The organism is Paenibacillus sp. FSL R10-2736 (assembly GCF_038000245.1).
Classification (GTDB): Bacteria; Bacillota; Bacilli; order Paenibacillales; family Paenibacillaceae; genus Paenibacillus_AQ; species Paenibacillus_AQ phytohabitans.
This window is the reverse complement of the sequence record NZ_JBBOBN010000002.1, coordinates 1,407,660-1,427,528: the sequence shown is the minus strand read 5'-3', so window position 1 is coordinate 1,427,528 and position 19,869 is coordinate 1,407,660. Positions and strand designations below refer to the sequence as shown.

Here is a 19,869-nt window from a genome sequence, read left to right as displayed (position 1 = left end):
TTCAGTTCACCTCATTTGATGTAATCGTTCCGGTGGCGTACTTCATAATCTTCTCCTGGGTGAAATCCTCCCGGCTGATCTCCCCGGTAATCGTGCCTTTGGCCATCACGTAAATCCGGTCGCACATCCCCAGCAGCTCGGGCAGCTCGGAGGAGACCATAATGACGACCTTGCCCTCCTTGACCAGATCGGTCATCAGCTTATAGATTTCGTATTTGGCGCCCACGTCGATGCCCCGGGTAGGCTCATCCAGAATAAGAATATCCGGACCCAGAATCATCCATTTGGCCAGCACCACCTTCTGCTGGTTGCCTCCGCTCAGCGAGGCGATAACTGTATCCATCGAGGGTGTCTTCACCCGCATCTTCTGGAACATCTCCGACACGATATCCTGCTCGGCCTTGGCATGATGCCGGAAGCGGTAGAACACGCTCTTCAGGGAAGACAGGGTCGTATTCTCCTTCACCGACCGCATAGGAATGATCCCGTATCTGCGTCTGTCCTCGGAGAGCATGACCATACCATGCCTGATGCTCTGCTCCACGTTCTTGATTGTGACCTCGCGGCCCTTGATGTACACCTGCCCGGAGGCGATGGGATCAAGCCCGAAGAGCGAACGCATCACCTCGGTTCTCCCTGCCCCGATCAGTCCGGCGAAGCCGACCATTTCCCCCTTGCGCGCATGGAAGCTTACATTCTCATAGCCGCCGTGACCGCTCAGATTCTCTACCTTCAGCAAGGTGTCGCCAATCTCTACCTCTTCTTTCGGGTAGGTATTGGTAAGCTTGCGGCCGACCATCAGCGAGATCACCGTCTCAATGTCCAGCTTCTCCTTGGGATGGCTCTCCACTACCGTTCCGTCCCGGAATACGGTAATCTCATCGGCGATCTGAAAAATCTCGTCCAACTTATGCGAGATGTAGATAATGCTGACGCCCCGGGCCTGCAGCTCCCTGATCTTCACGAACAGCTTATCTACTTCCTCGTGGGTAATCGCAGAGGTAGGCTCATCCATGATGATGATATCTGACTTGTACGAAATCGCTTTCATAATTTCCAGCATCTGAATATCGGACACCGTCAGGTCCTTGAGCAGGGTAGTCGGGGAATACGGCAGATTCTCTGCACGCAGCAGCTCCTTGGTACGCGCTCTGACCTGCTTCCAGTCCACCTTGCCGAAGCGGTTCGCCGGCAGATTTCCGAGGAAGATGTTCTCTTCCACGGTCATTTCCGGCACATAATTCAGCTCCTGGAATATCATCGAAATCCCCAGGCTCCGTGCCTGAATCGGGTTGCTGATTCTGACGGGCTTCTCGTCTATGAAGATCTGCCCGCCATCCGGCTGGTGAATGCCGTTGATGATCTTCATGAGGGTTGATTTACCTGCACCGTTCTCGCCGCACAGGACATGCACCGAACCTTTTCTTACCTTGAAATCAATCTTGTCTAACGCCTTGACCCCCGGAAAGGACTTCTCGATCTGTGACACCCTGAGTTTAATGCTCTGTTCCATTCCTTTCCCCCCAAATGATGAACTGATTTCCCGCCTGCTCCAATTGTTACTAAAGTACTTTTATAAAACCTTCTAAATAAGATTATAGCCAGTTTTGTATTGAAGTCAACAAAAACTTAAAGCGTGATGGAAACGCATTCAATTAGCGGTTTTCTGAAGGCAGACATACAAAAACGCCTCCGGCAGAGGGCGGAGCCGCAGATGCAGCACCGTCCCTCTTCCGGAGGAGCGGGAGAAGAACACGATATTCTTTTGATTAAAGGTTATATCTAGATGCTGTCAATAAACTCCGTTACCAGTTCCAGCGCAGCTCCCACGGCGGTAGCCTCCAGCTTGTATTTGCAGACCCGGAGGTAGGTGCCGTCCTGCTCGAAGGTGTTCTTCCGGGCCGCGAGCGCCTGGAGATCATCAATGTATTCCTCCATGTACGCTCCGGCATAACCGCCGAGAATTACATCGCAATCGTACAGCATCCGCAGGTTGTTAATTGTAATCACCAGGTATCCAAGGTACTCCTGCCAGATGGACTTTTGCGGCTCATTCCCTTCCCGCAACAGCCGGAAAAATTCAGAAATGCTGCCCCCGGTGCTGTCCGATAGTATTCTAGCTGAGCAATAGGCATCCACACAGCCCTTCTGTCCGCAATAGCAGGTACGGCCCTCAGGCATAATCGTCATGTGTCCGAACTCTCCGCCACGGTGGTTCTGACCGGCATAGATCTGGTTACTAACTATAATTGAACCGCCCACGCTGTTGTTAAGCGATAAATAGACTACATTGTGAATGTCTTGCTCCCCCCACAATTCGGTGAAGCCGGCCGCATTCGCATCATTGCTGAGAATACAAGGATAAGGGATGAATTCCGCGAACCGCTGGACACTTCCCCCCTTGAAATCAATTACCGTGGCATAGCTCACCGTCTGGCGGTCATCGGACAGAATCGCGGGCAGCGCAATCCCCACGCCCAGAATCCGGCTGCGGTCAAGCTGACAATCTTCCACAAAATCCTCCACCAGCCTGCCCACCCCCTGGAAATAGACCTCGCTGTTCGCGAAGGGGAAATGGTTTCTGACATTCTTAACGATTCTGCCGCTTAAATCAATGATGACTATCCCCACATGATTCAGGGTCACATCCAGCCCGATGGCATATCTCGCCACACTGTTGCAGGCCATCGACTTGGCTTTGCGGCCGCCGGTGGATTCGAACAACCCCGTCTCCTCGATCAGCTCTCTTTCCTGCAGCTCTTTAAGATTCTGGGTAACTGTAGGCAGGCTTAGATTGAGCGCCTGCGCAATCTCTTGAATAGAAGTAGATTCACGGTGATACAGATATCGGTAAATGGCGTTCCGGTTCATCTTTTTAACTTCCATACTGTTCAAGCGATGTGTCGCCATTATATAGCCTCCGACTTTTACAAATGTACTTTAATAATGTATATAAATATAATATACAATCACACCCGTTTTTGCAATCATCTGTATGTTTTATTTGTGAATATTTTCACTAATGTAAAGTCATTGTATCAAGTATTTATTTCCCCGTCATTAGTCTTTTCACACTAGCACCCCGGATTGCGTTGTTTGGTCTGAAGCGCGTCCCCTAGACTAGTTGGACTCTTACGTTCACCCGCACTAACATCCTAATGTTGTACGTATTACAACTCTGCCCCCTAAATAATAGACGCCTCGTCAGAATTGTTGTATGAATTACAAGAATTGTCCCGCTCAACCGCCTGTTGGAAGGCAAAATCCTGCCTTTTATACAACAATTCCCGAATAGGACTGATATTAATAGAGTAATGTTGTATTTCGTGCAGGATTTAGTAGGGTAGAAGTGACAGAGCACGGTTGAGCCTGAATGCAGCCAGGACAACAGCTAAGCATCCGGCAGCGGGGGAGCAGGCATAGGCATCATAAACAGATACCGGGCAAAAAAGAGAATGCCGGAAAGAATGAATGTGATTCCGCCAAACTTAATCAGGTTAACCGTTGGTTTCAAGCCGCTTCATCTCGATTCAGTTATATATGAAATCAGCCTCAGAATCCATTTCTTGTCGTATGCTATAATCATAGCAAAATTGCCAGGAGGAGCCTATGAACCGGATACAAAGAATTACAGATAGAAATCAGGCCGTATTGCAAGAGCTGCTGGACATTTGGGAAACAGCTGTCCGTGCCACGCATCTTTTCCTAACAGAACAGGATATTGAAGGATTACGTCCCTTGGTTCATCAAGGTATCGGACATATCTCCCATTTGCTTGCCTATACCGGTCAGGAGCATGTTCAGGAGCAGAAGATTGAAATGCTGTTCGTAGACCCCGCCGTCAGAGGACAAGGCATTGGTAAGCAGCTAGTCACTTATGCCCTGCACACTCTGAACGTACTCTACGTGGATGTGAATGAGCAAAATCCCCAGGCTCTCGGATTCTACGAGCATCTGGGATTCCAGGTCTATGACCGGTCTGAACGGGATGAACAAGGCCAGCCTTGGCCTATTCTGCATATGAAGCTATCACAGATATAGCAATCCGGGTAGCCTTAACAATATCACCCAGCGCCATGCTGGCCTTGCCCGGTTTATCGAGCACTTGCTCAGGGATATAGGGCACATGGATGAAGCCGCCGCGCATAGCCGGATAATGTTGCTCAATGTGATGGAGCAGACCGTACATGGTGTTGTTGCAGACATAAGTTCCAGCGCTGTTCGAGAGGAAGGCCGGCAGGCCGTTGTCTTTGATCGTCTGAACAATTCTTTTGACAGGCAGGCTGGAAAAATAGGCATTCGGTCCGTCCGCGCAGACCGGCACATCCTCCGGCTGGCAGCCTTCGTTATCGGCAATGGAAGCATCCATCAGATTAACGGCAATCCGTTCCACCGTAATGCCGCTGACCCCGCCCGCCTGTCCGATACAGACCACCGCATCCGGCCTTTCGGCCCCGATATACCCGATCAGTGTCTCCACCGATTTCTGGAACACCACGGGCAGAGACCGCTTGATGATCTCCGCACCGCCAATGTAATTCTCCAGATGCTGTACCGCCTCCAGCGAAGGGTTGACAAGCTCTCCGCCAAACGGCTCGAAGCCTGTTATAAGGATTTTCATAGCGTGTAGCCTCTCTTTCTTTCTGATCATGTCAGCTTAACCTCTACTCCCTCGCTGTCCAAATATTCAGCGCACGCGAGCGGACCGCAAGGTTCGTGTGATTTCTGAACGACCGCAAACGCTCTGCCGGTTCCGGGCTCCAATGTAGAGCCTGTCCTGCTACTTCCAGCAATGAAAGTCCCATATACGGGGATTCGTAACGCTGTTCAGCCCCTAGCACATCCACAATTTCGAGCAGAGTCTCCGGATTCCAGTATCCTGTGCTGTCTTGTATACTATGGGCGATCTGGCTGTACGCTTCGCTTAACAGCTGCGGCTGATCTGACATACCATCAACCATCCGGTTCAGATACGCGGCGGATTCCTCCACGTTATTCCAGTCCATGGCAGCGATATACAACTTCATCACAAGCTGCTGTAAAGTCTCATCGGCTGCGTGACAATCGATCAGTCCCAGGTACAAAGGGATAAGATGTACACGTGTATTCTTCGGCAACGAGGTCAGCTGGTTAATTAATTTCTGGAGGCGCTGCCGGTGAGGCAGATCTCTTCCCGCAGCTGCATTCCAATCCCCGCTTATCCCTGTACCGGCCAGCTTCCGGCAAACACCAATTACAACCTCGTTGACCTTGCCGTCGCGGCAGGTTTCGATCAGCGTGTTCACCGCAGCTTCCCATCTCGTGCTGTCTTCCAGGTCCGTAATCGCCTGAGCAGCGGCAGCAGCAATCACATCTTCATTTCCATTAGTCCACCAAATCATAGCAGCAAAAGCATACCTGCCAACGGACGTATCCGGATGATTGGCAATCTCAATGATTAAGGCCAGATAGCGCGGTCTATAGTCAAGCGGAAGAGCATTAGGCTGCTGGGATAATAAGCTTAGTGCGATATCACTTTGCGGGGAAGCAGCGATGGCCCGTAGAATCTCCCAGCTGCGTTCATCATCCAAAAGCTGCTTCGCAGCATGCCCTATGGCGATGATCACATCCTTATGGGCGCTTGGTTTGCCGAGCTCGTTCAGGAGCAGCGGAAGGCTGTCCTCACTTCTATACGCGCCCAGCAAGCGGATGGCTTCTTTCCGGACCGTAATCTTCAGCTTATCCCGGTTTAGCAGCTCCTTCAGCAAGGTAACCAATAACACCGGATTCACTCTGCGGATGCACCTTGGTATGGAGTACATCGCTACACGTGCCCGGTCTCCATCCAGATTGTCCAGCAGCACGGGGAGCACCTTCTCCGGCTCTTCCAGGAGTGACAGGGCATGAAGCGCCGCCTCTGCTACAGCGACTTCCTCATCCTGTACCAGTCCAAGCAGCCTGTCCGGGCCAAGATCAGGCATACCGGCCATAATCCTGATCACTCTTGCACGCTCGGACAGACTGCGCTTAGGATCATCCGCAATTTTCGCTAAGAGGGAACTGTAAGCTTGCTGCTGACGCGGCAGCCACCGGTAGAATCCGCTCTCCGCCGGCACGGGATAAATCGTTTTGCCTGACAGGAACCTGCCTTTGATCACAGCCCCCGAAATATACGGATCGAGCCACTCCTGGCGCTTCAAGTGCAGATGCCGGAACACTTCATGGATCGTAATATACGATTTATCCGAGGCCAAAAGTTCCTTAACTCTGGCATCACGCATCTGATGTGGTTCAAGCCAGAGCCGGGTTGCACGCATAGCTATTGCATCTGCCTTGGCCCTCGTGGCTTCCTGTAACAGATTCTGAAGTTTAATAATACCGTGACCTCTTTTGCCAAAAGAACCCGCCAGGCTCATTACCAGATAGTAGTTCTCTGTCCGGTTGGCCTGTGCAGCAAAGGCGTATATGCCGTCGAAGATCATCTCTTCTACTCCCTGGGGCAGTTTCTCTAGTGATGGAAGAGATAGCTGCCCGTTCTGCTTGGCCAGCTTCTTGATTGTAGCTAACGCAAACTTGAACAGCTCACCGTGAGGCTGCCCTGCGTTATGCCGCAGAATCGCAAAGGCCAGCTGCTGGACAGAGAACTTCGTACCATGCGAGGTATCTCTGGCATCGATAACACTATCAACGAGTAAAGTAAGCGCCTGCACATGGGCATCCTCGTATACAGACGCAGGACTTTCCGACAGCTCCTTGAACACTGCGCTGCGTACAGGGTCCTGGTCATTCTTAATCCGGCCCAGATAGACCAGGGTTTCATTCATCCCCTGCCTCGACAGAACCGTACTTCGGATCAGCTGCATAAGCGCCGTAGCACGTTCGTCTGCACTGGATACCCGTGTAGCCAGCTCAAGCTGCTCTCTTGAATGAAGAATGGAGCGGCAGGCGGTAATACGGAGGGTCCGGTCCCGGTTATCCTTGATCTCACGAAGGCCAAGCATCCGGGCAGCTTCCTTATCACGCAAGGCATACGGCAATTCATACAGTAACTTTTCCGGGAAAATACGCTCTTTGCGTCTATCCTCCTCATACACGGCATCAAAAATCACCTTGCGGTTAGACGGCGCCATATGTTCAAGCAGCTTCGCTACATGCATAGGGTAATCTGCGAGTAATTTCGCAATCCCGATCCACTGGTCTATGGACAGAACTTTCTTTCTTTTCAGCACAGCCTCAGGAACACCATGGGACAGCAGATCGCTCCGCAATTCCGTTTGTGTCAGCAGCTGAAACACCTTATCCGGATTCTGGCGTACAAGTGTGCCCAGATGTTCTTTGAGTGCAGGATGTATAATGCCCATAGGACCGTGATTCAGTGCACACGCAAGCATCAGATCCGCCTTGTGATTGCACAGATGCTCCATAGCAGACGAGAACCTCGACCAGACATGCCCTTTTCCCCTGAGTGGGGTGCTCTCCAGCGTGGCTGCGAAGTATTCCGCTACTACATCTAGATGCCGGCTTGCTAACTTCTTCCAGTCTCTGATGGCAAAACCGATATCCGCAAGCCATGTGCTAACCGTTGCCTTATGGCAGGCCTGCAGTATTATCGCTGCCTCCTCCGCACCCCACCGGGCGTATACCACGGGTAACAGGCGCTCCGCCAGTTCCTGACGGTCTATCTGTGAAATGGTGCGGAGCAGCTTGCGGCGGCATTCATGTGATAAATGCGGGAGCTCACGTTCTATTTCTTCATCTGAAGCCACTTTAGCCAATAGGCCCGCAGCCGTGTTCCTGATACTTGCCAGGGGATGCCGCAGAGCAGACAGAATAACCGGAGCATCCAGTGTGGCGATGGCACCCATTAAGGCAAGGCGCGCTTCATACGCACCGCCCTCCAGTAATGAGGCCAGTAATTCGGAGTACTTGGCTGATCCAAGGTGCTCACGGCCCAATGTCGTTACTCTTCTGATTCTGTCGGAGTAACCTAGTGAATCCAGTTCTTTAAGTAAGCTCTGCTTGTCCAATGGATCTCTTCTCAAAATCATAAGTCCTCCTCGTTAACCTGTTCTGATTTCATTCATTATAGGCTGAACTTAAGATACTAACTTAAACGCAATTGTCACTACGGTGAATATTTGCGCTATTGTTATTTTCTTTTATTCAGCTTAGATATTCTTCTTAACAAAAAAAAGGCAACCCCAATCCGGTTATTCAACCGTCTTCAAGATTACCCGTTGCAAGCCTTACTCTACCATTTCAGTCTTATCGCGCTTCTGTTGGATAAACACATACGTGTTCTCATCTGACAAGCCTTCCGCAAATGCGAAATCAAACCCGTCGAAGCCCTTAATATCCTCCACACGGGTAATTTGCCGCTCGGCCATGTAGCGGACCATTTCACCCCTGGCCATCTTGACCAGCGTCGCCCGCTCAACCACCTTGCCGCCGATGTCCTGCCCGAACACCACACTAATCATTCGAGCGTCCTTGCCAATGTACGGCGAGATACACTTGCTGTATTCCTTGGAAGCCAGGTTCAGAATGATGTCACTCTCCGCGAACAGCTGGTCCGCCAGTCTTTTATTCCAGAACTCATAGAGAGAACTGAAGCCCTTACCACCCAGCTTAGCCTGCATCTCCAGCCTGTACGGCACAACGCCATCAAAAGGTCTGACGATTCCATAGAATCCGGATAAAATCCGCAAATGCTGCTGAAGATAATCCAGCTCCTCCGTCTGAAAGATCCCGGGCGCCAAGTACTGGTACTGTATTCCCTCATATGAGAAGATAGCCGGCGTCAGATTCCTGGTGACATCCATCTCCCGGATCCGTTCCATATTCAGCGTGGCGATGGCATCATTGCATTTCCATAGCGCTTTGGCTTCTTCATAATTCAACTTGCGTAATAAGGCCAGAAGAGTCTGCGAATCGCTGATGAACTGCGGCACTTGGCGGTAATCCAAGAAATCCGTGTCCGTCTTCATCTTCTTGGCAGGCGATATAATGATTCTCATGCTGCTCCCTTTTCTACCCCCGCGGGGAAAACTAAATATACCTTTATACTATCATAATTTATATTATATAAGCTGAACTCAAGATACTAACTTAGTATACTAACTTAAACCTTAGTCGTCACTGCGGTGAATATTTGGACTTCCGGCCGCTGTTGTCCGTCCTTCTAGTGACACATTGTATTCGATTTTTCGCATACATTAGGCCCCTTCCCCCTATCGCCGGCACATTGTATTCGATTTTCAGCATACATTGGGCCCATCCGCTCTATCGCTGCACATTGTATTCGGTTTTTCACATACATTAGGCCCGTTTAACACCTCACACAACACAAAAAGCCCAAGCCCGGCATAACACCCCAGGCTTGAGCTTTTTCACATTCCTATTCCCCAATAGTCCGAATAATCGTATCGAACGGTTCCAATTCCACAGTCTGCGGCCCATACTCCGTCTCAATCGTAGTCTTTTGCAGCTGGTCGCTGTTATTGATCACGACAAGCATCTTGCTCTCCGGATAATACGCGCACTCGGTATAGAGGTTATCCGGAATATATTTCGTTTCCTGTAGCTCCTTACCGGCATAGCGGATCAGGTTCAGCAGCAGACGGGTATTCTCCCAGCCGAATTCGAAGGAAGGCAGGTAGATTCCCTTACCTTTACCGAAACTATTCGCAGATAGTGTGATTTTACCGTCTACCTCACTGAGCACAGCAGCGGAACCATCCGTAAGATGGATACCGTTCTTCGGCGAGATGCTGGCGCCATCAGGCACCAGACCTTGCTCAGCTTGAACCTCATATGCCCATTTGCCATGTGCTACCCGCGCACCCGTGTCCTCATCCACACCCAGAACATGCGCCATTCTGAAGTAGCTGTCGTATCCCTCAACGGCCGAAGGCTGGTTAATCCCGATAAAAGCACCGCCCTCATACACCCATTTGGTCAGGACATCCACCGGTTTGCTGTCTTTCCAGTACTCCCCTCCGCTCCAGGCTGTACCGGCACTGCCTGCATTAATCACTACATCCACATGCTGCAGCACGCCCTGGCGGATATCCTCGAAATCAATGAACTGCACCTCAACCGGCAGACCGGATAGTGCTTCATTAATGTGAATCAGATCATGCATATACGTCTCATGGAAGTGGCCGGACAAGGTCCAAGATCTCAGCTTGCCCCAGCTATGCAGAATGGCTACCCTGGTCTTGATATGATAGGGCTTGCCTTGCTCATGCAGCTCCTTAATCTCTCTGAATTCATTCGCAATCTTCTCGATATAATCACAGAAATCCGGGTAAGGCTCGACCAGATGCAGATATCCGCCCAGGCCAATCCGGTCAATCGGCTCACGCAGGAGGGCACGCCGGATGTTGATCCAGTATTTTTTGGCATCCAGTGTCGGATTCCCCCCTTCCATGAAGGTAGGCGCACCGCCTAAACCAACCGGGAACAAGTACGGATGCAGCCGGATCTCATGCGTATCCACTTTCACCCCTGAACAGAGCCTTGCCTCATATCCCGAGAACACACATTTGATCATTCCGTCGAAACCAAACTCACCGAAGCGGTCATTGTAAGGCTCTGCGCCAACCCAGCTGTCATCGTAGAAGACATACGCCAGTTTGTCATGCTTATGCACAATATCAATTAACTGCTTGCCGAATCCGATCACGAAATCATTGATAAAAGCCATATAGTCGAGCTTGCGCTGCTCCGCCGGGATATGACTGACACGGTATTTGCCGCCGTTCACGAAATCTTCTGCCGTCAGCGAATAGCCGTATTGCTGCGCGAACAGATCCAGACCCCTCGCACTCACCGTGAAATCATAGGAACCCCAGTCTGAGAAAAGATGGCGGTTACGCTCACTGCTGCCCCAGATCCAGGCGAAATTATAGAACAGGGAAGTAAACCGGACAACCGTCGTTTCCTTATGCTCCTGGCACCAGTCTTCCATCCATTCCAGCAGGTATTTCTGCGTGTCAGCATACATAGGATCAATCTGCATCAGATGCTCTTTGTTCCAGTTGTTCGTGGTGTGATTGTACATGGAGATCTCTTCCCAGATCCGGTAGGCCATGAAGCTGACGGTGTATTTATGCCAAGGTACGATTCCGGTAAGCACCACATTGCCTGATTCCCGGTCGTAATTCCACTGCTCTCTCGGTACTTCCTCACCGGTCGTCCGGTCATACACCTGCCAGTACTTATACGCCTCACGGGAATCATTCACTCTGAACTGTTCAGCGAAGAAATCCTCCATCAGGTAGACCGACAAATAATCTTGCACAGCTACCTTCGGATTGGTAATAAGGAAGCTCTGCTGCAGCTTATCCGGGTTCTGCGACGCCCATTCATTATGGTCCCGGATGATACAGACTGTAGAATAAATGCCGTATCCGGCATTGATAATCTCATCAGATAACTGTGTACCGTCACTGTCACGGATGACATCGGCACCCCAGCGTTCAGCGAGTTCAAGCGTTAGCGCTTCGTAACCGGATTCTCCCGGCAGTGTGAAAGCGCCTGTTGATGGTTTGGACAATTCGGTTCCCTCCTATTTAAGCATATCGGACAAGAAAGCAAGCGCTAAGCCTTGGCCCCAGCCTTGAATCCAGTCTTTTGGAATATTGCGGTACCCTTCGCGGTCCTTCATTACGGCTGTGCCGCCGGATACGCCCAGGACACGTCCGTCTTCGCTGATGTTTGCAAGAATGCCCTTTAACGCTTTTTGCACATATTTGGTGTGCAGCGGATTGCCGTTGTTGATCATCGCCGCCGCAATGCCGCAGGATGCCGATACTTCTTCATAAGATTCCTCATCATCCAGCACCGTCCGCCACAAGCCGTTCTCTGTCTGGACAAGCTTCAGCGCCGCCAGCTGATCACGGAGCGAACATTCCACGTCCATACACTGCGGATACAAATACCAGTCCTTCAAAAGCGGCTTCACCTGCGACATCGTATACGCACCCCAGGCATTCGCTCTGCCCCAGTATAATCCGGACATATGATCCTGCTTCACATTGTTGTAGCCATGGAACCAGAAGCCGGTGCCAGGGTCCTGCAGATACTTGATATGCCAGTAGTATTGATTGAGGGCATCCTGGATCAGCTCCTGATCCTTCAGCTTACTGCCTACACGCAGCAGGAAGAATGCCGCCATAAACAGCGTATCCGCCCAAGCCTGTTCCGGAAAATCATTAGAAATCGATACCGTATGCTGCAGCACATTGTCTCCGAACCGCAGCGCATTTTTACGGATGTATTCTACCTTGCTCATCGCAATATCCCAATATTTCTGCTCTCCAGTCGCTTCATACAAGGTGATCAGCATGTGGCCCATGGCACAAGTATTAACCGTCCAGTCCGGCAGCCCCAGCTCAATATATTCATCCGCCCACTGAACCAGTCTGTCCAGGTACTCTTTGTTCCCTGTAGTCTGATAAGCTCTGGATACCCCATAATAAGCTACGCCGCAAGGCCAGTCCCATGTTAAGTCCATCGCCAGTGTTTTGTTGGTGACCTTGTCGATAATACTTAGAATCTCTTCCCTGTTGAAATCCACTTGAATCATCTTATTACCCCTCTCTTGTCTCACGCGCCTCAATAGCGCTTACTATCCGTCTCATTGCAAGCGCTTTACATACTCCATTGTAAGCAGTAAAATATTCTATATCTAAGCATATTCACAGCAAAACTGCGCATTTTCGACCATTTATCTATTTTAATATTATAGAGGAGCCCCCGGATATGCCCAGAAAAAAGAAACCCGTCATCGAGTACCGCCACTACAGCCTGCCGATCCATTTCCCTGTGCTGCTGTTAAGCGGGGAACGCTGGAAGATCTCCGATATTAAGAGCGAGCACCTGCATTTCCATAACCACCTGGAGATTGGGATTTGCTATTCGGATAGCGGCATCATGGAGATCAAGGGCGAGTCTGTACCTTTTACAGCCGGTGATGTGACCTTCCTCCCCCGGTACCTTCCGCATACGACGTATAGTTCTCCGGGTGAGGCCAGTCTGTGGTCTTATCTCTTTTTCTCGCCGGAGGACCTCTTTCAGCATTCCTTCAAAAGCGCCTATAGCAACTTCGAGCCGAATTTGTGGGCGGTGCTGGGGAAGAACTGTATCCTGAATAAGGATAAGCATCCCATGGTGTATAGTCTGGCCACGTCGATTGTGGAGGAATTGCAGCAGCAGAAGCCTTATTATCAGGAGAGCGCCTACGGCTTATTGCTGTCGCTGTATATCGAGCTGCTCCGGATCCATTCCACGAATGAGGCGCTGACCGATCAGGAAGCAGGGCATAATCTGAAGGGCGACTTCGTCATCTCCCCGGCGCTGGAGTATATCACCAGGAACTATATGCTGCCGATGACCATCGACTTCCTGGCCGACCTCTGCCACCTGAGCACCACCCACTTCCGCCGCAAATTCCATGAAATGATGGGCACCGCCCCCCTCGACTTCCTGAGCAGCACCCGGATCGAAGAGGCCTGTAAGCAGCTGAAGAGCACCGAGGATTCTATTCTTGAGATTTCTGAAAAGGTGGGGTTTCATTCCATCTCCAGCTTCAACCGCTGCTTCTCTAAGCTAATGGGCACGTCACCCAAGGAATGGCGTAAGAGTGCACAGTCCGAGACGCAGTCGGCGAAGGCAAGTATTCTGGAATTTACGGGGTGGGTATGAGAATGAATAATAAGGGTGAAAAGTCTGTCCTTGCAGACAAGATTCACGAACTGAACAAGCAGGTGCTGGCAAAAGAAGAGGAGCTTGCCGTCCTAAAAAAGACCCGCGCATATCTTCCGCAATCTAAAGCACAAAGATTTCAGTTCATCGAAGACCATAGCTCCGAATTTACGGTAGAGAAGATGTGCAGCATTCTTGAAGTATCACGGAGCGGATTTTACAAATGGAGAAGTGCCGAAGTCAGCCCTCAGGCGAAGCGAAAAGCCTTACTGCTAAAGCGGGTCGCTTACCTCTTTGAGGCTAACCACGGCCAGTACGGCAGTCCAAAGATCACCCTCCTCTTAAGGGAAGAGGGCTATATTATTAGCGAGCGCACAGTAGGAAAGTACATGCGGGAACTTGGTTTACGTGCGTCTTACAACAAGCAGGTGGATAAACTCGCAGAGGATCACTCCTGAATGCCCCATACCGAATCAAGCAGCTCATCCACTGACCAGCAGATTAGGCCCAACATACTGGTTCGCCTTCATTTCATCCCTTAACTGAACATCTGTATAGAAGAACTCCCCTACACTGCGCATAGTGGTTACCCCCGAATGCAGTGCGGTCAGAGCATTCCGCTTCATTCTTTTCTTCAGTACACTCCGGCCAAGCTTCGTTTCAGAATATGATGATAGGCAAAATGCAGCAGCCCTTCGCTGACGGGCAACGTGAACGGCTTACCATCTGCAAACAGATGGACATGCGCATGATCAGCCCGGCATCAGATATTTCCCCGCTACATCAATCGATTGATAACATTAGTAATTGGATAAACGTATCTTAATTTGGACGTTATTATCCAACTGTTGCCCGTAAGGGAGCCGTCCCGTTATGAAATTTAGTGAACAATCAGGACGGGGCAATTTGATAACTGTGAAACTTTGTGACTGACACTACCTAACATCATTTCTTTTATACCGCTTAGCCCGCGACTTCCAATAATAATTAGTTGCTGTTTGGTGTTTTTTGCATAATTTAATATTTCATGCGCAGGGTCTCCCTTAAGATGAATCGTTTCTGCAAAGATCCCTTCAGCCGCTAATTTGAATCGGGCTTGTTGAAGCTGTTCTAAACTCATCTTTTCCATCTCATTTAACATTTCTTCCAAGTAGCTCTCTGGTATATATGGCATTCCGCTGTTTACATATGCATGGCTGACATTCACCAAAGTTACCTGAGTATTTTTGTTTTGTGCAATTTCAACGGTTGCTTCAAGGATTTTGTTAGTTATTTCAGATTTATCGATGGCCACGAAAATTTTCTCGAACATTATTAAATCAATCCTTTCCTTCGTATGTCTTAATTGATTCGGCATTTTTTCTCTGCGGATGTCATCCTCATGATGAAGAACGGTATGATTATTGAAAAAGGAACCCATGAAGAGGTTCCTTTCCGGCGACACCTTCTATGCGGATTTTTGTATAACAGCCTCTTCTGTTAAAAGGAAGTTAGAATACTTGTACAACCTCTTTAATCTCATCGATTTCCTCAAGAATTGCGCGCTCAATAGCAGCCTTTAACGTAATCGTAGCACTTGGGCAACCGTTGCAAGCTCCCAAAAATCTTAATTTGGCTATACCGTTCTCCACCTCGACGAGTTCAGCATCTCCGCCGTCACGCAGTAAGAAAGGACGTAGTTTGAGAAGCACTTCCGATACTTCATCGAATAAAATTCCATTCTCCTCCATAATTCCAGCTCCTATCATTGTTTTACCAACAGTCAATTCTCTTTTTCAACCTAGATAGTCTGAGTGATCCTTTGCTTTTTGCCTAAGAATGGCCTCTTGATCCGAAAGTTCCCTTATAAGCGTATAAACAGAGTCTAAAGGTATCAACGCACCACAGCTTGCGCTCAATCCTGACAGCATATTGTAGTAGAACTGAAGTTTCCGTATCTCCCGGGTAAGTTGAGCTAGTTCTGAATTGTCCGAATTCTTTTTCTTCATTACCAACACCTCGTACTTCCTTTATGAATCAACCGATGCTTCCTTCCATCTCAAATTGAATCAGCCGATTCATTTCAACGGCATATTCCATCGGCAATTCTTTGGTAAACGGCTCAATGAAGCCCATTACAATCATTTGTGTGGCCTCTTGTTCTGTAAGTCCGCGGCTCATTAAGTAAAACAATTGCTCCTCGGACACTTTGGATACTGTTGCCTCGTGCTCCAAAGTAATCTGATCATTTTTAATTTCATTGTACGGAATCGTATCTGATGATGACAGATTGTCCAAAATCAACGTATCACACTTAATATTAGACTTGGAGCCTGCGGAATCGCGGCTGAAGCTGGACAATCCCCGGTAGTTTACTTTGCCGCCCTGCTTGCTGATGGATTTGGATATAATCGTAGATGTTGTCTCGGGAGCAAGGTGAATTACCTTCGCGCCGGCATCTTGATGCTGATCTTTACCGGCTACGGCAATAGACAGGATGGACCCCTTGGCTCCCCTTCCTTTCAATATTACAGCCGGATACTTCATGGTTACCCTGGAGCCAATGTTGCCGTCCACCCATTCCATTGTGGCATTTTCCTCTGCCACAGCCCTTTGGGTTACCAAGTTGTAGATATTAGGAGCCCAATTCTGGATTGTCGTGTAACGGACACGGGAATCTTTCCGGCAAATAATTTCAATAACTCCGCTGTGCAGAGAACTGGTACTATAAATAGGCGCTGTGCATCCTTCCACATAGTGGACAAAGCTGCCCTCTTCGGCAATAATTAATGTCCGCTCGAATTGTCCCATATTTTCAGAATTAATCCGGAAGTACCCTTGGATCGGCACCTCACACTGAACACCTCTCGGGATGTATACAAAGCTGCCACCTGACCAAACCGCGCTGTTAAGCGCAGCAAATTTATTGTCGGCGGGAGGGATGATCGTTCCGAAATACTGCTTGAACACTTCAGGATATTGCTTTAAAGCAGTATCCGTATCAAGGAAAACAACACCTTGATCCTCCAGTTCCTTCCGCATACTGTGATAGACTACTTCCGACTCGTATTGAGCGGATACGCCTGCCAGAAACTTTTGCTCCGCTTCAGGAATACCTAGCTTGTCAAAGGTTGCTTTAATCTCAGAGGGAACCTCCTCCCAGGTCTTTCCCTGTTTTTCCGATGGCCGAACGTAATATTGGATGTTATCAAGATTTAGCCCGGACAAATCCGCTCCCCACCCAGGCATCGGCATTTTGTAGAATTGCTTCAAAGCTTTCAGCCGAAAATCGAGCATCCACTCCGGCTCTTCCTTAATTCGGGAAATTTCCCGGACAATCTCTTCAGTCAGACCTTTTCCAGATTGAAAAATAGACTGGTGCTCATCGCGAAACCCGTATTTATATTCACCCATATCCGGCGCTTTTTTAGCCATTAGTGTCGCTCCTTTTAACCTTCATAAGAATCACTTTGATTGGCTCTAATTCCCTATGATCTGCCAAGCTTTTTCTCCACTACATCCTGCAGGCGGCTACGCACTCCCTCCAGCGGGATCTCCGAAATGACAGGAGCGAGGAATCCGAAAATAACAAGATATTCGGCTTCACTCCGTGAGATGCCGCGCGACATCAGATAATAGATTTGTTCCGCGTTTACTTGCCCCACGGATGCAGCATGACCGGCGGTTACATCATCCTCATCTATCAGCAGGATCGGATTGGCATCGCCGCGCGCATTTGGACTTAACATCAGTACACGTTCTGTTTGCTGACCATCACAATGGGTTGCACCTTTTTCGATTTTTGTAATCCCGTTGATAATGGCTGTAGCTTCTTCACGCATTACTGCGCGTGTGATCATTTGGCTCACCGAGCTTCTGCCAAAATGCTGGGCTTGCGTAGTAAAATTCAATTTCTGGTCCCCAGAGCCTATCGCAATCACCTTAGCGTCAGAGATGGACCCGTTGCCTTGGAGTAATGTCTTGGTATCACTGGCGGTATAGCCATTATTCATCTCGCCGACAATCCATTCTACACCGCCATCCGCAAGCACAACCGCAAGCCGCTGGGTGAAGTCCGTTGTTGCTGCAGCAAGCTGATGAACAGAAGCGACCTGCACCTTGGAGCCTGCCCCTGCAAACACCTCTACCACACCGTTATGCAAAACCTTGATATCATCTCTGCTCGATATATAATGATCCACATAGCTGATCTTGCTGTTGTTACCAGTCACAATCAAGATATGAGGAGCAAAACGAACCCCGCTCGTATCACTATAAAAGATCGCTTGAATGGGAACTTCAATCTCTATACCGTCTGGGACATATAGAAAAACGCCACCACTCCATAAGGCACTGTGCACAGCTGACAATCTGTGCTCTTCCGGCTTCACTGCCTGAAAGAGATAACGTTGAACCAACTGCTCATACTCTTTTGCCGCAGTATGCAGGTCCGTTAAAATTACTCCCTGGGCGGCTAAGCTCTCGAACAATTTCGTATACACTACATCCGAATTGAACTGAACGATTAGTCCGCCTGTCACTGGAGAAGCAACCAAACCTCGAACAATCTCCGGCGCATCTTCCAAACCTGACCACGCATTCTCAGCTTTGTAGTCTCCACTCTCGTAGATATCCCATTTTTCGAGTTTGATTTTCTCCACGCTTGGCAGCTCCAGCGTCCCTGCCAGCTCGAGTGCCTGAATCCGGCGTTCAAGCAGCCAACGAGGTTCATTCTTAGCGCTTGACAACGCGCGTACATCGTCCACATTCAATGAGTTTCTTGCTTGTATACCCACTTGCTCTTCCTCCTCTCCGGCTCTTAAACTTCCTCGCCTACTGCCTCATCCGTAATCCCAAGCTCCTCCTTCACCCAATCGTACCCTTCTGCCTCTAAACGGTGGGCAAGCTCCGGACCGCCAGATTTAACTATCCGGCCTTGCATCATGACATGCACAAAATCCGGGGTAATATAATTCAACAGCCGTTGATAATGGGTGATGATTAAAAAGCCTCTATCCGCGCTGCGCATCTCATTTACACCATTGGCCACAATACGCAGTGCATCAATATCAAGCCCGGAGTCCACTTCATCCAGGATCACAAACTTGGGTTCAAGCAGCATCATTTGCAAAATCTCATTCCGCTTTTTTTCACCGCCGGAGAAACCCTCATTCAAATAACGATGCGCAAATTCCGGGTTCATCTCCAGCCCCTTCATTTTGCTCTCCATTTCACGGATGAAACGGATTAAGGATATTTCTTCTCCTTCTTCACGCCGTGAATTGATGGCACTTCTGAGAAAATCCGAATTGGTTACGCCGGCAATTTCACTTGGGTATTGCATAGCGAGGAACAAGCCTGCACGGGCACGCTCATCCACCTCCATCTCCAGAAGATCTTCATTGTCTAGTGTCACCTTGCCGCCAGTAACCTCATATTTGGGATGGCCCATTAAAGCTGAAGCCAACGTACTTTTCCCCGTCCCGTTTGGCCCCATAATCGCATGAATCTCTCCGCCCTGAAGCTCCAGTGTGAGCCCTTTTAAAATTTCTTTCCCTTCAATCTTGGATCTTAATTCCTCAATCCTTAATGTCGTCATTTATCGTAAACTTCCCTTCGGAGTATTCTTCGGCACGCGCCACCAAATCGCTCATGAATTTTCCAATAGTCTGCAGTTCAGCCTCTGTATAGGATTCAATGAATTGGTAAAACCTTTCTTCTTTTTCTTTGTGCAGCTCTTTATGCAAATCATAAACGTGTCTTCCCTTATCCGTTAAACTAAAGTAAATCTCCTTACGATTGTTGTTCAGCTGACTTCTCATAATGAAGCCCATTTCCAGCAGCTTTGAACAAATTTTATTAATGCCAGCTTTGGACAACCCCATCTTCTCCACAATCCCGGTATGATTTATCGGTTCATAATCACCAATGCAATCTATAACGTGTACACTAGTAATATTGTTGGAGAGCATGTCAATCTCGTACTTTCTGGCCTGTTCCCGAAACGAATTAAATTCTTGTTCTGTATACAACTCATTCAGATGCAGCATTCTAATATATTGCTCGTAAAGATGACCTTTAAAATTATTTTGAAACTCCAATTTCGCTGTCTCCCCTCTCCTGTAGTAGTTGCAGACCAAGTTCAGTGTCAGCAATAGACTGTTTTATTTTGTTCTCTAGTGAACAAAATTATATTAACAT

The 19,869-nt window shown here is 49.1% G+C and carries 17 protein-coding genes; 3 read left to right on the top strand and 14 right to left on the bottom strand.

Going from position 1 to position 19,869, the window contains the following annotated elements:
- Position 1: 1 nt before the first annotated feature.
- Both NSQ73_RS34270 and NSQ73_RS34265 read right to left on the bottom strand, forming a co-directional pair.
- Positions 2 to 1,513 carry a sugar ABC transporter ATP-binding protein gene (locus NSQ73_RS34270; protein ID WP_340990648.1) on the bottom strand — a complete coding sequence of 504 codons (1,512 nt, stop codon included), beginning with the start codon at positions 1,511 to 1,513 and terminating at the stop codon, positions 2 to 4.
- Positions 1,514 to 1,782: 269 nt separating this feature from the next.
- The gene (locus NSQ73_RS34265; RefSeq protein ID WP_340990647.1) at positions 1,783 to 2,910 is read right to left on the bottom strand and encodes an ROK family transcriptional regulator; all 1,128 of its coding nucleotides are present in this window, start codon (positions 2,908 to 2,910) and stop codon (positions 1,783 to 1,785) included.
- 699 nt (positions 2,911 to 3,609) lie between these two features.
- Here NSQ73_RS34265 and NSQ73_RS34260 point away from each other — a divergent pair.
- A complete protein-coding gene (locus tag NSQ73_RS34260; RefSeq protein WP_340990646.1) occupies positions 3,610 to 4,041 on the top strand; it encodes a GNAT family N-acetyltransferase in 432 nt (143 codons plus the stop codon).
- On the opposite strand, the gene pcp is transcribed toward NSQ73_RS34260, so the two are convergent.
- The 5 genes from pcp to NSQ73_RS34235 form a co-directional block, all read right to left on the bottom strand.
- The gene (gene pcp, locus NSQ73_RS34255) at positions 4,010 to 4,621 is read right to left on the bottom strand and encodes a pyroglutamyl-peptidase I (RefSeq protein WP_340990645.1); all 612 of its coding nucleotides are present in this window, start codon (positions 4,619 to 4,621) and stop codon (positions 4,010 to 4,012) included. The genes NSQ73_RS34260 and pcp overlap by 32 nt on opposite strands.
- 43 nt (positions 4,622 to 4,664) lie before the next feature.
- Positions 4,665 to 8,027, bottom strand: a complete 3,363-nt coding sequence (locus NSQ73_RS34250) for a HEAT repeat domain-containing protein (protein ID WP_340990644.1) — start codon at positions 8,025 to 8,027, stop codon at positions 4,665 to 4,667.
- 198 nt (positions 8,028 to 8,225) lie between these two features.
- Positions 8,226 to 8,996, bottom strand: coding sequence for a peroxide stress protein YaaA (gene yaaA, locus NSQ73_RS34245; RefSeq protein WP_340990642.1), 771 nt, complete (start codon positions 8,994 to 8,996; stop codon positions 8,226 to 8,228).
- A gap of 380 nt (positions 8,997 to 9,376) precedes the next feature.
- Positions 9,377 to 11,539, bottom strand: a complete 2,163-nt coding sequence (gene gnpA / locus NSQ73_RS34240; protein ID WP_340990641.1) for a 1,3-beta-galactosyl-N-acetylhexosamine phosphorylase — start codon at positions 11,537 to 11,539, stop codon at positions 9,377 to 9,379.
- A 12-nt stretch (positions 11,540 to 11,551) separates the two neighbouring features.
- On the bottom strand, positions 11,552 to 12,571 hold the full coding sequence (locus tag NSQ73_RS34235) for a glycoside hydrolase family 88/105 protein (protein ID WP_171719105.1): 1,020 nt from the start codon (positions 12,569 to 12,571) through the stop codon (positions 11,552 to 11,554).
- Positions 12,572 to 12,747: 176 nt separating this feature from the next.
- On the opposite strand from NSQ73_RS34235, the gene NSQ73_RS34230 reads away from it, so the two are divergent.
- Together NSQ73_RS34230 and NSQ73_RS34225 are read left to right on the top strand one after the other, a co-directional pair.
- The gene (locus tag NSQ73_RS34230; protein ID WP_039292517.1) at positions 12,748 to 13,689 is read left to right on the top strand and encodes a helix-turn-helix domain-containing protein; all 942 of its coding nucleotides are present in this window, start codon (positions 12,748 to 12,750) and stop codon (positions 13,687 to 13,689) included.
- A gap of 2 nt (positions 13,690 to 13,691) precedes the next feature.
- Entirely contained in the window at positions 13,692 to 14,147 is a 456-nt protein-coding gene (locus tag NSQ73_RS34225) for an IS3 family transposase (RefSeq protein ID WP_340990638.1), read from the top strand.
- A gap of 24 nt (positions 14,148 to 14,171) precedes the next feature.
- Here the strand turns inward: NSQ73_RS34225 and NSQ73_RS34220 are convergent, their stop codons facing one another.
- The 7 genes from NSQ73_RS34220 to NSQ73_RS34190 all read right to left on the bottom strand — a co-directional run bounded on the left by NSQ73_RS34220 (position 14,172) and on the right by NSQ73_RS34190 (position 19,769).
- On the bottom strand, positions 14,172 to 14,315 hold the full coding sequence (locus NSQ73_RS34220; protein WP_340990637.1) for a hypothetical protein: 144 nt from the start codon (positions 14,313 to 14,315) through the stop codon (positions 14,172 to 14,174).
- Positions 14,316 to 14,569: 254 nt separating this feature from the next.
- Positions 14,570 to 15,001, bottom strand: a complete 432-nt coding sequence (locus NSQ73_RS34215; protein WP_042140736.1) for a universal stress protein — start codon at positions 14,999 to 15,001, stop codon at positions 14,570 to 14,572.
- A 178-nt stretch (positions 15,002 to 15,179) separates the two neighbouring features.
- Positions 15,180 to 15,419, bottom strand: a complete 240-nt coding sequence (locus NSQ73_RS34210; RefSeq protein ID WP_042133566.1) for a NifU family protein — start codon at positions 15,417 to 15,419, stop codon at positions 15,180 to 15,182.
- A gap of 286 nt (positions 15,420 to 15,705) precedes the next feature.
- Positions 15,706 to 17,103, bottom strand: coding sequence for a Fe-S cluster assembly protein SufB (sufB, locus tag NSQ73_RS34205; RefSeq protein WP_340990636.1), 1,398 nt, complete (start codon positions 17,101 to 17,103; stop codon positions 15,706 to 15,708).
- A gap of 53 nt (positions 17,104 to 17,156) precedes the next feature.
- Positions 17,157 to 18,464: a Fe-S cluster assembly protein SufD gene (gene sufD / locus NSQ73_RS34200; protein WP_340990634.1), complete on the bottom strand. Its 1,308-nt coding sequence runs from the start codon at positions 18,462 to 18,464 to the stop codon at positions 17,157 to 17,159.
- Positions 18,465 to 18,487: 23 nt separating this feature from the next.
- Positions 18,488 to 19,267, bottom strand: coding sequence for a Fe-S cluster assembly ATPase SufC (gene sufC, locus NSQ73_RS34195; RefSeq protein ID WP_340990632.1), 780 nt, complete (start codon positions 19,265 to 19,267; stop codon positions 18,488 to 18,490).
- Positions 19,248 to 19,769: a MarR family transcriptional regulator gene (locus tag NSQ73_RS34190; protein ID WP_340990631.1), complete on the bottom strand. Its 522-nt coding sequence runs from the start codon at positions 19,767 to 19,769 to the stop codon at positions 19,248 to 19,250. The genes sufC and NSQ73_RS34190 overlap by 20 nt, the downstream gene beginning before the upstream one ends.
- Between the last annotated feature and the right edge of the window lie 100 nt (positions 19,770 to 19,869).

Excerpts from the sequence above, each read along its gene's own strand:
- NSQ73_RS34270 (WP_340990648.1), bottom strand. The coding sequence starts at position 1,513 with ATGGAACAGAGCATTAAACTCAGGGTGTCACAGATCGAGAAGTCCTTT.
- NSQ73_RS34265 (WP_340990647.1), bottom strand. The coding sequence starts at position 2,910 with ATGGCGACACATCGCTTGAACAGTATGGAAGTTAAAAAGATGAACCGG.
- NSQ73_RS34260 (WP_340990646.1), top strand. The coding sequence starts at position 3,610 with ATGAACCGGATACAAAGAATTACAGATAGAAATCAGGCCGTATTGCAA.
- pcp (WP_340990645.1), bottom strand. The coding sequence starts at position 4,621 with ATGAAAATCCTTATAACAGGCTTCGAGCCGTTTGGCGGAGAGCTTGTC.
- NSQ73_RS34250 (WP_340990644.1), bottom strand. The coding sequence starts at position 8,027 with ATGATTTTGAGAAGAGATCCATTGGACAAGCAGAGCTTACTTAAAGAA.
- yaaA (WP_340990642.1), bottom strand. The coding sequence starts at position 8,996 with ATGAGAATCATTATATCGCCTGCCAAGAAGATGAAGACGGACACGGAT.
- NSQ73_RS34235 (WP_171719105.1), bottom strand. The coding sequence starts at position 12,571 with ATGATTCAAGTGGATTTCAACAGGGAAGAGATTCTAAGTATTATCGAC.
- NSQ73_RS34230 (WP_039292517.1), top strand. The coding sequence starts at position 12,748 with ATGCCCAGAAAAAAGAAACCCGTCATCGAGTACCGCCACTACAGCCTG.
- NSQ73_RS34225 (WP_340990638.1), top strand. The coding sequence starts at position 13,692 with ATGAATAATAAGGGTGAAAAGTCTGTCCTTGCAGACAAGATTCACGAA.
- NSQ73_RS34220 (WP_340990637.1), bottom strand. The coding sequence starts at position 14,315 with ATGAAGCGGAATGCTCTGACCGCACTGCATTCGGGGGTAACCACTATG.
- NSQ73_RS34215 (WP_042140736.1), bottom strand. The coding sequence starts at position 15,001 with ATGTTCGAGAAAATTTTCGTGGCCATCGATAAATCTGAAATAACTAAC.
- NSQ73_RS34210 (WP_042133566.1), bottom strand. The coding sequence starts at position 15,419 with ATGGAGGAGAATGGAATTTTATTCGATGAAGTATCGGAAGTGCTTCTC.
- sufB (WP_340990636.1), bottom strand. The coding sequence starts at position 17,103 with ATGGCTAAAAAAGCGCCGGATATGGGTGAATATAAATACGGGTTTCGC.
- sufC (WP_340990632.1), bottom strand. The coding sequence starts at position 19,267 with ATGACGACATTAAGGATTGAGGAATTAAGATCCAAGATTGAAGGGAAA.